General features: G+C 65.8%; 10 protein-coding genes. 9 read left to right on the plus strand and 1 reads right to left on the minus strand.

The genetic code is table 11. The annotated features are described in order from the left end of the window. Positions 1–171 precede the first annotated feature (171 nt). From INQ42_RS04175 to murD, 3 genes are read left to right on the plus strand one after another with little or no spacing between them, the layout of a single operon-like run. On the plus strand, positions 172–2,754 hold the full coding sequence (locus INQ42_RS04175; RefSeq protein ID WP_194035276.1) for a bifunctional aspartate kinase/diaminopimelate decarboxylase: 2,583 nt from the start codon (positions 172–174) through the stop codon (positions 2,752–2,754). Further along, a complete protein-coding gene (gene murL, locus INQ42_RS04180) occupies positions 2,751–4,127 on the plus strand; it encodes a UDP-N-acetyl-alpha-D-muramoyl-L-alanyl-L-glutamate epimerase (protein WP_194035277.1) in 1,377 nt (458 codons plus the stop codon). Before INQ42_RS04175 ends, murL begins: the two co-directional genes overlap by 4 nt. Then, the gene (gene murD / locus INQ42_RS04185; protein WP_194035747.1) at positions 4,108–5,517 is read left to right on the plus strand and encodes a UDP-N-acetylmuramoyl-L-alanine--D-glutamate ligase; all 1,410 of its coding nucleotides are present in this window, start codon (positions 4,108–4,110) and stop codon (positions 5,515–5,517) included. Before murL ends, murD begins: the two co-directional genes overlap by 20 nt. A gap of 26 nt (positions 5,518–5,543) precedes the next feature. Here murD and INQ42_RS04190 read toward each other — a convergent pair whose 3' ends face one another. After that, positions 5,544–6,542, minus strand: a complete 999-nt coding sequence (locus INQ42_RS04190; protein WP_228064430.1) for a polyprenyl synthetase family protein — start codon at positions 6,540–6,542, stop codon at positions 5,544–5,546. A gap of 152 nt (positions 6,543–6,694) precedes the next feature. On the opposite strand from INQ42_RS04190, the gene ssb reads away from it, so the two are divergent. From ssb to INQ42_RS04220, 6 genes are all read left to right on the plus strand, one after another. Next, a complete protein-coding gene (gene ssb, locus INQ42_RS04195; protein ID WP_194035278.1) occupies positions 6,695–7,186 on the plus strand; it encodes a single-stranded DNA-binding protein in 492 nt (163 codons plus the stop codon). A 116-nt stretch (positions 7,187–7,302) separates the two neighbouring features. Further along, entirely contained in the window at positions 7,303–8,358 is a 1,056-nt protein-coding gene (gene rfbB / locus INQ42_RS04200; protein ID WP_194035279.1) for a dTDP-glucose 4,6-dehydratase, read from the plus strand. After that, the gene (rfbA, locus tag INQ42_RS04205; protein WP_194035280.1) at positions 8,358–9,251 is read left to right on the plus strand and encodes a glucose-1-phosphate thymidylyltransferase RfbA; all 894 of its coding nucleotides are present in this window, start codon (positions 8,358–8,360) and stop codon (positions 9,249–9,251) included. The genes rfbB and rfbA overlap by 1 nt, the downstream gene beginning before the upstream one ends. After that, positions 9,248–9,805, plus strand: a complete 558-nt coding sequence (gene rfbC / locus INQ42_RS04210; RefSeq protein WP_194035281.1) for a dTDP-4-dehydrorhamnose 3,5-epimerase — start codon at positions 9,248–9,250, stop codon at positions 9,803–9,805. The genes rfbA and rfbC overlap by 4 nt, the downstream gene beginning before the upstream one ends. A 5-nt stretch (positions 9,806–9,810) precedes the next feature. Next, positions 9,811–10,716 carry a dTDP-4-dehydrorhamnose reductase gene (gene rfbD / locus INQ42_RS04215; protein WP_194035282.1) on the plus strand — a complete coding sequence of 302 codons (906 nt, stop codon included), beginning with the start codon at positions 9,811–9,813 and terminating at the stop codon, positions 10,714–10,716. Positions 10,717–11,166: 450 nt separating this feature from the next. Then, positions 11,167–12,948 carry an alpha/beta hydrolase family protein gene (locus INQ42_RS04220; RefSeq protein WP_228062665.1) on the plus strand — a complete coding sequence of 594 codons (1,782 nt, stop codon included), beginning with the start codon at positions 11,167–11,169 and terminating at the stop codon, positions 12,946–12,948. Positions 12,949–13,031 lie beyond the last annotated feature (83 nt).

Below are 13,031 nucleotides of genomic sequence, written 5' to 3' on the forward strand. Positions count from 1 at the left end.
TCGAGAAGGGGGCACCAATCGTGTCGTTTCTGCGGTTGTTCATCCACGCTCACCTGCTTGACCCACTCCTTTGTGTTGCGGGCGGTACCGCGCGACGTGTTTCAGGCGATAGGATGCACATCGTTGTTTTTTCCCTTTCCGGTCGTCGGCTGGAACCAGGAGATCGGATTGATGGCTGCAAGGCAGAAGTGGCTGGTGCTGAAGTTCGGTGGAACCTCGGTATCCAGGCGTGACCGTTGGGACACGATCGGGCGCATGGCGGTGGAACGCGGCGCGGCCGAAGGCGCGCGCGTGCTGGTTGTCGTGTCCGCCATGTCCGGGGTCACCAACGAGTTGCAGGCCATCTGCGACGGCGACGATGCGGTGGCGCGGGTGGCCGCGCTGGCCCATCGCCATCGCGTCTTCTGCGAGGAGCTTGGCCTGGATCCGGAACAGGCGCTCGGTCAGCGCCTGGCTGAGCTGGAGGGTCTGCTGCAGGATCCCCGCGCCGCCGGGCGCGCCCTCGCCTGGCAGGCCGAGGTGCTGGCGCAGGGAGAACTGCTGTCGTCGAGCATCGGCGCCGCCTACCTGTGCAGCCAGGGCATGGATTTTGGCTGGTGCGATGCGCGCGACTGGCTGCAGGCCGGGCACGTGCCCAATCGCACCGAAGCGGCATTGCGGCTCTCGGTGCATCCGCGGCGCGAGATCGAGCCCGGTTTCAACGACCGCTTCACCCAACACCCCCGCGCGTTCGTCCTGACCCAGGGCTTCATCGCCCGCCACGAGGATGGCGGCACGGCGGTGTTCGGTCGCGGTGGCTCGGACACCTCGGCGGCGTGTTTTGGTGCGCTCCTGGGTGCGGTGCGCGTGGAGATCTGGACCGACGTCCCGGGCATGTTCAGCGCCAATCCGCGCGAGGTGCCCGATGCGCGCCTGCTTACCCGCCTGGACTACGCCGAAGCGCAGGAGATCGCGACGACCGGCGCCAAGGTCCTGCACCCGCGCTCGATCGGACCATGCCGGCGGGCGGGTGTGCCGATGATGATCCTGGATACCTCGCGCCCCGAACTGCCGGGCACGCGGATCGACGCCACGGCCGCCGCCATACCCGGCGTCAAGGCGATCAGTCGCCGCGACGGCGTGGTGCTGGTGTCGATGGAGAGCATCGGCATGTGGCAGCAGGTCGGCTTCCTGGCCGACATCTTCGAGCTGTTCAAACGCCACGGCCTGTCGGTCGACCTGATCGGTTCCTCGGAGACGAACGTCACCATCTCGCTGGACCCGGCCGACAATCTGGTGACCAGCAATGTGCTGGAAGCACTGGCCACCGACCTGGCGAAAGTGTGCCGGGTCAAGGTGATCGCCCCGTGCACCGGCATCACCCTGGTGGGCAGGGGCATGCGCTCGCTCCTGCACCGCCTGTCCGACGTCTGGGCGACTTTCGGGCGCGAGCGCGTACACCTGATCTCTCAGTCTTCCAACAACCTCAACCTGACCTTCGTGATCGACGAGGCGGACGCGGACGGCCTGCTGCCGTTGCTGCATGCCGAATTGATCGCCAGTGGAGCAATGCCCGTGATGGATTCCGACGTGTTTGGCCCGAGCTGGCGTGAGATCGAGTACGGCCGCCCGCAGCGACGCGAGCCGTGGTGGATAGGGCAGCGGGAGGACCTGCTGGCCCGCGCCGAAGCCGGCACTCCGCGCTATGTCTACCATCTGGCGACGGTTCGTGAGCGAGCCCGCGACATGCTGGCGACGGACGCCGTCGACCGGTGTTTCTTCGCCATCAAGGCGAACCCGCATCCGGCCATCCTGCGCACCGTGACCGACGAAGGGCTGGGCCTGGAATGCGTGTCGCTGGGAGAGCTGGAGCACGTGTTCGGGACCCTGCCGGAACTGCCCGCCTCCCGTGTGCTGTTCACGCCCAGCTTTGCGCCCCGGCGCGAATACGAGGCGGCGCTGGCGCGGGGCGTAACCGTCACCCTGGACAACATCGAGGCGTTGCAGCGCTGGCCGGAGGTCTTCCGCGGCCGCACGATCTGGCTGCGGCTGGACCTGGGTCGGGGCGACGGGCACCACGAGAAGGTCCGCACCGGCGGCGCCGCGGCCAAGTTCGGCCTGCCGCTGGCCCGCTTCGACGCCTTCCTGGCCCATGCGCACGCGCTGGATATCCGCATAAGCGGCCTGCACGCCCACCTGGGCAGCGGGATCGAGGACCCGCGTCATTGGCGCGAGGTGTACGCGCACCTGGCCGGGCTGGCCGACACGGCCGGCGACGTGGACACCATCGACATCGGCGGAGGCATGCCGATTCCGTATACCCCCGACGCCCAGGATTTCGACCTCGCGGTCTGGCGCGCCGGCCTGGATGAGATCAAGGCAGCGTTTCCGCGCTACGCGCTGGTGGTGGAGCCCGGACGTTACCTGGTCGCCGAAGCCGGCGTGCTGCTGCTCTCGGTCACCCAGGTGGTCGAGAAGGACGGCGTGCACCGCATCGGCTGCGATGGCGGCATGAACGTGATGATGCGTCCGGCGTTGTACGACGCCTGGCACGGCATCCACAACATCAGCCGGCCAGGCGACACGTCGACGACCGCGTTCGAGATTGTCGGCCCGATCTGCGAAACCGGCGACGTGCTCGGCCGCAAGCGACTGCTGTCCAGCGCCACGGCCGAGGATGACGTCATCCTGGTCGCCGATAGCGGCGCCTACGGCATGACGATGGCCAACACCTACAATCTGCGCGCCCTGCCGGCAGAGGACATCATCGAATGAGCAACTGGACGTTCCAGCGCGATGCGATCGACGCATTCCGATTCGTGCGCTGTGACTTTGACCCGATCACCGGCACAGCGACGCTGGTGTACGCCTTCGATGACGGTCCGGAACTGGTGGAGACGGTCACCGTCCCCGGTGCTCCGTTCGAACTGGATGACGCGCGCGGCGCGGCGGTGGAACGGGCGCTCCGGCTGCTGCACCTCGTGGCGGGCGTGAGCTACTACAAGGCCGCTACCCCGTCGAAGATCCTGATCGACTCGTATGCGATCGATGCAGCCACCGCCCGGTTGATGGAGACCATCTACCTCAACGGGCTGGGCGAGTTCGCCTACCGCAACGGGCTCGATCTACACGACCGGATCCGTTTTCCGGCCGACGCCGAAGATGCAGCGTCGGCGGCAAGCGCAGGCCTGCGCGGGCACGCGCTGGTGGCCATCGGCGGCGGCAAGGACTCGCTGGTCAGCATCGAGGCATTGCGCGCGCTCGGAATCGACCAGACAGTCACCTGGATCGGTGGTTCACAACTGATCAAGGCCTGCGCCGAGCGCACCGGCCTGCCGACGCTGAATATCGGCCGCGCGCTGGCGCCGCAGCTGTTTGATTTCAACCGCCAGGGGGCCTGGAACGGCCATATCCCGGTCACCGCGGTGAACTCGGCGATCCTGGTGCTGGCCGCGTTGCTGCGCGGCGTCGACCAGGTGGTGTTCTCCAACGAGCGCTCGGCCAGCTACGGTAGCCTGATTCGCAGCGAGGACGGCCAGACCACCACCGAGGTCAACCATCAGTGGTCCAAGGGCTGGGCGTTCGAGTCCGCGTTTGGCGACTACGTCGCCCGGCACGTCGCCGCCGACCTGAATTACTACTCCCTGCTGCGTCCGCTGAGCGAGTTGGCGGTGGCCCGGCAGTTTGCGCGGATCGACCATTACGACGCGTGGTTTTCCAGTTGCAACCGCAACTTCCACATCCTCGGCGAGCGCCCGGTCAACCGCTGGTGCGGGGTCTGTCCCAAGTGTCATTTCGTGTTCCTCGCGCTGGCGCCCTTCATGCCCAAGGCACGGCTGGTGGGCATCTTCGGCCGCAACCTGCTGGATGATCCGGCGCAGACAGCAGGTTATGACTCTTTGCTGGAGTACCACGACCACAAGCCGTTTGAATGCGTCGGCGAGGGCATCGAGTCGCGTGCCGCGATGGCGGCGCTGGTGGATCGCGCGGAGTGGCGCGAGGACGCGCTGGTAAAGCGCTTCGCCGAGGAGATCCGGCCGCGGCTGGAACCGACGGACCTCGGCATCGAGCCGTTGCTGGTGCTCGATGCTGAGCACCGCATTCCGGCGCCTTTGTGGGAACGTCTGCGTGCGCATCTCGCAGCTTGAAGGTCGGCGCGTCGCGCTGTGGGGCTGGGGGCGGGAGGGAAAGGCCGCGTGGCGTGCGGTGCGCTCCCGGTTGCCGACCCTGCCACTGACCCTGTTTTGCATGCGCGACGAAGTGGCGGCTGCCCGCGGTTGCGGTGACATCCTCCTGAATGTCGAGGTCGAAGCGTCCGCAGACCGGCTGGCGGCGTTCGACGTCGTGATAAAGTCCCCCGGCATCAGCCCCTACGGGGCAGAAGCGGCCGCGGCAGCCGCGCGCGGCACGCGTTTCATCGGCGGCACCGGCCTGTGGTTTGCCGAGCAGGGCGACGCGGCAGGCATGGCCCGCAACACGGTGTGCATCACCGGGACCAAGGGCAAGAGCACCACGACGGCCTTGCTCGCCCATCTGCTGCGCGCCGCAGGCCGCCGGACCGCGCTCGCCGGGAATATCGGCCTGCCGCTCCTGGAGCTCCTGGACGTGGCGCCAGCCGAGGCCCCCGCAAGCTGGGTCATCGAGTTGTCCAGCTACCAGACGGGCGACGTCGCCGCCAGCGGCGTGCGCCCGGATATCGCGGTGGTGCTGAACGTGTTTCCGGAGCACCTGGACTGGCATGGCAGCGAAGCCCGGTACGTGGCGGACAAGTTGCAGCTGGTCACCGCGGCCCGGCCCCGCGTTGCCGTGTTGAACGCGGCCGACCCGCGGCTTGCGGCCCTGGATCTGCCCGACAGCGACATCCGCTGGTTCGGCGACGAGTCCGGCTGGCATCTCCGCGGCGACATCCTCTTCGACCGCGATACACGGGTAATGGACACCTCCTCGCTACCGCTACCGGGACGGCACAATCGCGGCAACCTCTGTGCAGCCCTGACCGTGCTGGATGCGATGGGCCTGGATGCGCCGGCTCTCGCGACACGCGCAAAAGACTTCATTCCGCTGCCGCACCGCCTGCAGACGCTTGGTACCCGCGACGGCCTCACCTGGGTCAACGACTCGATCAGCACGACGCCCTACGCAAGCCTGGCCGCATTGGAATGCTTCGCCGACCGGTGCGTCGCGATCCTGCTGGGTGGTCACGACCGCGGCGTGGACTGGTCGGAGTTTGCCAAAGCGCTCGCCGGCCATGCGCCGCAGGTGGCGGTCACGATGGGAGCCAATGGTCCGCGCATCCATGCGCTGCTGGCCCCGCTGGCCGCCGATGGCGAATTTGTCCTGCTGCAAGCCGAGGGCCTGGCGGATGCCGTCGGCAAGGCGCGGGCGACGCTCGATGGTGATGGCGTGCTCCTGCTCTCGCCTGGCGCGCCCAGTTTCGGTCCGTATCGCGATTACGTTGCGCGCGGCCGGCATTTCGCGGAGTTGGGCGGATTCGATCCGGAGGCGATCAGCGCAATCCCCGGATTGGGAATCGCCTGAGCCGCAGGCGCGAGGCGAACGGAAATTCAGTGGTCGCGGTTGACCGCGTAGTCCGCCAACCCGCGGAGCGCGCCGAGATGGGCGTTGTCGTCCAGCCCTTCCAGCGCAGCCACGGCGCGAGACGCATAGTCGCGCGCCAGCTGGCGGCTGTAGTCCAGCCCGCCGGTGGCGTTTATCGCGGCCAGCACGACCGGCAGGGCGCCGGTGTCGCCGTCCTGGATCGCTGCGCGCAGCGTTTCTGCAGTGTCTGGATCGCTGTGGCGGATGGCGTGGATCAGCGGCAGTGTGGCCTTGCCTTCGGCGAGGTCGTCGCCCAGGTTCTTGCCCATGGTTTCCGCATCCGACGCGTAATCCAGGACATCGTCGGCAATCTGGAAGGCGAAACCGAGGTTCAGGCCGTAATCGTGCAGCCTGTCCTGGGTTGCCTCGTCGACGCCGGCCAGCAGTGCGCCCAGGCGCGTCGCGGCGGCAAACAGCACCGCGGTCTTGCGCTCGATGACCCGGATGTAGGCCGCCTCGTCGGTGTCGGGGTTGCGAACGTGCAGCAACTGCAGCACCTCGCCCTCGGCGATCCGGTTGGTGGTGTCGGCCAGAATCGTCTGCACCTGCATCGAGTCCAGCTCGACCATCAACTGGAAACTGCGCGAATACAGGAAATCGCCGACCAGGACGCTCGCCGCATTGCCCCAGACCGCGTTGGCGGTCCTGCGGCCGCGGCGCAGGTCGGACTCATCGACAACATCGTCGTGGAGCAGAGTCGAGGTGTGGATGAATTCCACCACCGCCGCCAACTGGTGAGCATCCGGCCCGCGGTGGTCCAGCGCCCCGGCCGCCAGCAGGAGCAACATCGGCCGCAGGCGCTTGCCGCCCGCGTTGATGATGTATTCGGAGACCTGGTTGATCAGCACGACGTCGGACGCCAGGCGACGCCGGATCAAGGCATCGACGGCCGTCATGTCGTCGCTGGCCAGCGCCTGGATCTCATCAAGGCCGGGAGTCGCGCGTTGGGGGACGGAAGCGTGCATGAATGACCAGAATGCGGGGGACCGGGGATTATAGGCGTTCGCGGCCGGCCGGAAATCCGAGGGCGCCGAAGGGAGTCGCCCGACCTTGGCCGCCCGGTGGGCCGGTATACTTGCCTGCCCGTCGCCGCCGGCGACCTCATAGGACCGCATTCATGGCACGTGGCATCAACAAGGTGATCCTGGTCGGCAATCTCGGCAACGATCCCGACATGAAATACACCCAGGGCGGCATGGCCATCTGCACCCTGTCGCTGGCGACCACCAGCGTGCGCAAGGACAAGGACGGCCAGCAGATCGAGAAGACCGAATGGCACCGCGTGAAGCTGTTCGGCAAGCTGGGCGAAATCGCCGGCGAGTACCTGAAAAAGGGCCGCCAGGTCTATATCGAAGGTTCGATCCGCTACGACAAGTTCACCGGCCAGGACGGCGTGGAGAAGTACTTCACCGACATCGTCGCCGATGAGATGCAGATGCTGGGCGGCGGCGGCGGTGGCGGCGCCGAGGGCGGTGGCCGTGATTTTGACCGCGAGGAGCGGACCTCGCGCCCCGCACCCCGCCAGGCCGCCGCGCCGCGCCGTGAAGCCGCGCCAGCGAAGTCCAATGACTTCGGCGATGATTTCGCGGACGACGATATCCCGTTCTAGCAGGCATCCGCGTTTTATCCGATGCATCGGATCGAGGACGCTAGTAGGATGCCACCGCGATATCGCCGTGCTGCGGTCGATAAAAAACCTTCTTGATTACAATTTTGGAGCGTTGCATGCCGACGTGGTTGGTGACCGGCGGGGCCGGTTTTATTGGCGGAAATTTCGTCCTTGATGCGGTTCAGCGGGGGATCAAGGTGGTCAACCTTGACGCCCTGACCTACGCGGGCAACCTGGACACCCTGTCATCGCTGGATGGCAATCCGTCGCACGTGTTCGTCCACGGCGACATCGGCGACGCCGCACTCGTGGCTCGGCTGTTGCGCGAGCACCAGCCCGACGCGGTGATCAATTTCGCCGCCGAGAGCCATGTGGATCGCTCCATCGATGGCCCCGCCGAGTTCGTCCAGACCAACGTGGTGGGCACGCTCAGCCTGCTGGAGCAGGTCCGCGACTACTGGAAGTCGCTGGACGGCTCGCGCGCGGCGGATTTCCGCTTCCTGCACGTCTCCACCGACGAGGTCTACGGCACCTTGGGGGATACGGGGAAGTTCACCGAAACCACGCCGTACGCGCCCAACTCGCCGTACTCCGCTTCCAAGGCGGCGTCCGACCACCTGGTGCGTGCGTTCCACCACACCTACGGCCTGCCGGTACTCACCACCAACTGCTCCAACAACTACGGGCCTTACCAGTTCCCGGAGAAGCTCATTCCGCTGATCATCGCCAAGGCGCTGGCCGGCGAGCCGCTGCCGATCTACGGCGATGGCCTCAACGTGCGCGACTGGCTGTTCGTGTCCGACCACTGCGCGGCGATCCGACGTGTGCTGGAGGCAGGTCGGGTGGGCGAGGTTTATAACGTCGGCGGTGAGGCGGAGCGCACCAACATTGTCGTGGTGCAGACGATCTGCCGGCTGCTCGACCAGCGACGGCCGCTTGCCGACGGCCGCAAGCGCGAATCGCTGATCACCTACGTCCAGGACCGCCCCGGCCATGACCGCCGCTACGCGATCGATGCCAGCAAGCTGCACGGCGAACTGGCCTGGGAGCCGGCGATCACCTTTGATGAGGGCATGGCACGGACCGTTGACTGGTACCTGGACAACGCGCCGTGGGTGCAGCGGGTGATGGACGGCAGCTACCGGCTCGAGCGCATCGGTGGCGTGGCGTGATGACCACATCGGCGCGCAAGGGCATCATTCTCGCCGGTGGCTCGGGCACGCGCCTGTATCCGGTCACCCAGGCGATCAGCAAGCAGCTGCTGCCGATCTTCGACAAGCCGATGATCTATTACCCGCTCAGCGTATTGATGCTGGCCGGGATTCGGGAGGTGCTGATCATCAACACCCCCCACGAGCAGGCCCTCTTCCAGAACCTGCTCGGTGACGGTTCGCAGTGGGGGATGAAGATCGAGTACGCGGTGCAACCCAGTCCTGACGGACTAGCGCAGGCGTTCCTGATCGGGCGCGATTTCCTGGCCGGACAACCCAGCTGCCTGGTGCTGGGCGACAACATCTTCCACGGTCCGGGCCTCACCGCGATGTTGAAGCGCGCCGACGCGCGCCCGCACGGCGCCACGGTGTTCGGCTATTGGGTCCGCGATCCGGAGCGCTACGGGATTGCCGAGTTCGACACGGACGGAAAAGTCGTCGGTCTGGAGGAAAAGCCTGAAAGACCGCGATCCAATTATGCTGTAACCGGGCTCTATTTCTACGACGGGCGGGCCAGTGAATTCGCGGCGCAGATCAAGCCCTCGGAGCGCGGCGAGCTGGAAATCACCGACCTCAACAAGCGCTATCTCGACGAGGATGCCTTGCACATGGAGCGTCTTGGCCGCGGCTATGCATGGTTGGACACGGGCACCCACCAGTCCTTGCTGGAAGCATCCAATTACGTGGAAACCATCGAGGCGAGACAGGGCCTGCGCGTCTGCTGTCCTGAGGAGATCGCCCTCCACAATGGCTGGATCAGCAACGACCAGCTGCGCGCGCTTGCCCAGCCGCTGGTCAAGAACGGGTATGGCCAGTACCTGTTGTCGCTCATCGATCGCGGGTACGTGGAATGAAAGTCATCCAGACCGACCTGCCCGGGTGCATGGTTTTCGAGCCGCGGGTGTTCAGCGACGACAGGGGATTCTTCTTCGAGACGTTCAATCACGACAAACTCATCGAGCACGGATTGCAGCCTTCATTCGTGCAGGGCAACACCTCCCTGTCACGTAAGGGCGTTCTGCGGGGTCTGCATTACCAGTGGCCGAACCCGCAGGGCAAGTACGTATCGGTGGTGCAGGGCGGAGTCTGGGATGTTGCCGTGGATATCCGCCGCGGCTCACCCCACTTCGGCCGCTGGACGGCGGTTGTGCTGAGCGCCGAAAACAAGCGCCACCTCTGGATTCCGGAAGGGTTTGCCCATGGTTTCGTGACCTTGAGCGAGCAGGCGGTCTTCACCTACCTGTGCACGGCCACCTACGACCCAGAGGCGGATGCGAGCCTGCGGTGGGACGATCCACGCCTGGCGATCGATTGGCCGGTTGGGTCCCCGGTGCTCTCGTCGAAAGATGCCGGTGCCCCCCTCCTGGATGACCTGGCAGACGAGCGCTTGCCGGTGTACCAGGGCTGAGTGCGATGAGGCTGCTGCTGATCGGTGGCAACGGCCAGGTCGGCCATGAGCTGCGGCGAGCGCTCGCGCCGTTGGGTGATGTCGTGGTTACCACGCGTGATGGCCTTCTCTCCGACCGCGTGCCCAGCGAGAATCTGGATCTTGCGCAGCCGCCAGCCGTCGCCGATCTGGTTGAGCGCGTTGCTCCCGACGTGGTTGTCAACGCGGCCGCCTACACTGCGGTGGACCGCGCCGAGGACGAACCCGGCTTGGCGCATCGGGTCAACGCCGAGTCCCCGGGCCGGATCGCCGAGGCCTGCAAGCGCATCGGCGCAAAGCTCGTGCATTACTCCACCGACTATGTCTTTGATGGCCAAGGGCTCCGGCCCTACCGGGAAGACGACCCGACCGCTCCCCTGGGCGTCTACGGCGCGAGCAAACTGGCAGGCGAAGAGTCGATCGGGGGCAGCGGCGCTCAGCACGTCATCCTTCGCACGGCTTGGGTTTACGGGCTGCACGGCAGCAACTTCCTGCGCACCATGTTGCGTCTGGCGGGTGAGAGGGACGAGCTGCGCGTGGTGGCCGACCAGATTGGCTCACCGACGCCCGCGTGGCTGATCGCGGACGTTACCGCGGCGCTGCTGCGGGGGGGTATCGACACCTCGGGGGTGTTTCATCTCGTCGCGGGCGGTCAGACCAGTTGGCATGGATTTGCCGAGGCAATCATGCATGACGCCGGTAAAGCGGGTCTGTTGACACGTGAGCCGCGTGTGCTGCCGATCACCACGTCCGAATTTCCCACTCGCGCTGCCCGGCCTGCGTATTCGGTACTGGACACGGCACGCCTCGTTGAGCAGTTCCAACTGGAGCTTCCCGACTGGCGCAGCGCGTTGGCAGCAACGCTTCCGACCACGGCCGGCTGTACACGCTGATCGGTCACGCGGCGTGCGCTGATCTGGCGTTCAAACCGCTTGATGCAGTACGCTTCGCCGCGGGGAGTAACCATCAGGGGATGGACCGTCTATCTCGGATGTCCGCAAGGCTGCGGTTTCTGCATGCGTGTGCGTGCGGGTCGGCAGATTGCGGGGCACGCCCGCTTTTCCACTCAGATTTTCACTTCCGAACAGGAGTTGGACTTGAACCGCATTGTCCTGGCAACACTGGCCACCGCGATGTTCGCGGCACTGACGCTGTCACCCGTTTCCGCACACGCAGAATCCACGACTGCAAAGGCGCGCCCGGCCAACATTTCTGCTGGCCAGGTCGATGTGGATCGATACGTCCGCGCTGATCTCTTCGAGTCGATCAAGATCTCGCCCAAAGGCGACTACCTCGCCGCCACGGTGCCGCTGGATAACGGCCAGCGCACCGGCCTGGTCATCATGAGCCGCGCCGACAAGACTATTACCGGCACCTTTTCGCAGGGCAAGAATACCCACATCGATGACTTCCACTGGGTCAACGATGAGCGGGTCCTCATCGGTATCGCCGAGAAACTCGGAGCGCTGGAGGCGCCCCAATCCACCGGCGAGCTGGTGGCGATCAATGCCGATGGCGGCAGGCCGCAGTTCCTCGTTGGCCAACGGATGATGGGCGAGGGTGCCGGGACTCGCATCCAGCCGCGCAAGGTCGAGCGCGTGGCGGCCTATCTTGTTGACCCCCTCCTGAGCGACGACAAGCGGGTGATCATTTCGGTGATGCCGTTCTCGGCTGATCCGTACACGCGGGCCGAGTCGATGGACGTGTACACCGGCCGCAGGGTTCAGGTGGCGAAGGCGCCAGTGCGCAATGCGAGCTTCATCACCGACAACCACGGTGTCGTCCGTTTCGCCGCTGGCGCCGGCACGGACCGACGCCAGCGGGTTTACTACCGTGATGGCGACGGTTCCGACTGGCAACTGATCAACGACGAAAGCGCTAGCAACCTGGTGTGGTATCCCCTGGGTTTTGCCGCCGATGACAGCGTCGCCTACATCGGCAGCACCACGCTGGACGGCCCCGACGAAGTGCTGGCTTTTGATCCCGCTACCGGCAAGACCAAGCGTGCATTGCGCGACAACGACGTCGATCCTGCGATGGTCCTGCAAAGCGTGGGTGGCGCTGCTCCCGTCGGCGTACTGCTGCACGACGGCAAGCCCCGCACGGCATTCTTCGACGAGCAGTCCGAAGACGCACGCCTGTATCGCAGCCTGGAGGCGGCGTTTGCAGGCGATGCGGTTCGCATCACCTCGCAGACCGCCGATGGCAACCTCACCCTGGTCAAGACCTGGAGTGACCGCAGCCCGGGCGACTACTACCTGTTCAATCGCGAGACCAAGAAAGCGGATCACCTGCTGAGCCAGCGCGAGTGGTTCGATCCGCGCGAGATGGCCGAGCGACGCCCGATCACCCTGAAGGCGCGCGACGGTCTGACGCTGCACGGTTACCTGACGCTTCCCAAGGGTGTAGCGGCAAAGAATCTGCCGATGGTCGTGCATCCCCATGGCGGACCGTTCGAGATCCAGGATACCTGGGGATTCGAGAACGATTCGCAGCTGCTGGCCGAAGCGGGATACGCAGTATTGCAGCTGAATTTCCGCGGTTCCGGTGGCTACGGCAAGCCCTTCATCAACGCCGGGCAGCGCCAGTGGGGCCTGGCGATGCAGGACGACCTGACCGACGCTACTCGTTGGGCGATCAAGGAGGGGGTCGCGGACGCCGGAAGGATCTGCATCTATGGCGGCAGTTACGGTGCCTACGCGTCGTTGATGGGTGTCGCCAAGGAGCCGGACCTCTACCGCTGCGCGGTGGGCTACGCCGGGGTGTACGACTTGCCCACCATGCACACCCATGGCGACATCCAGGGGCATGGCTCGGGCGAGACCTACCTGCGTGAATGGATTGGCGAACGCAATGAGCTCGCCGCCGTGTCGCCCAGCAACATGGCTGACCGGATCAAGGCGCCGGTGTTCCTGGCGGCAGGTGGCGAAGACCAGCGCACCCCGATCGAGCACAGCAAGATGATGGAACGGGCCCTGCGCAGCAACGGCGTTCCGGTCGAGACGCTGTACTACAAGAACGAGGGTCACGGCTTCTATCTCGAGGCCAATCGCCGTGAGTACTACACACGTCTTTTGGATTTCCTGTCGCGCCATATCGGTGGAGCGCGCGCCAAGCTCGACTGACCTCCTGACACCCGCCGCAGCGACGCCAGACGTTTGCTGCGGCGTTGTCACGCATCGTGACGACAGGCCCGGGTGATAGGGCG

This window comes from Lysobacter avium (genome assembly GCF_015209745.1).
Lineage (GTDB): Bacteria > Pseudomonadota > Gammaproteobacteria > Xanthomonadales > Xanthomonadaceae > Novilysobacter > Novilysobacter avium.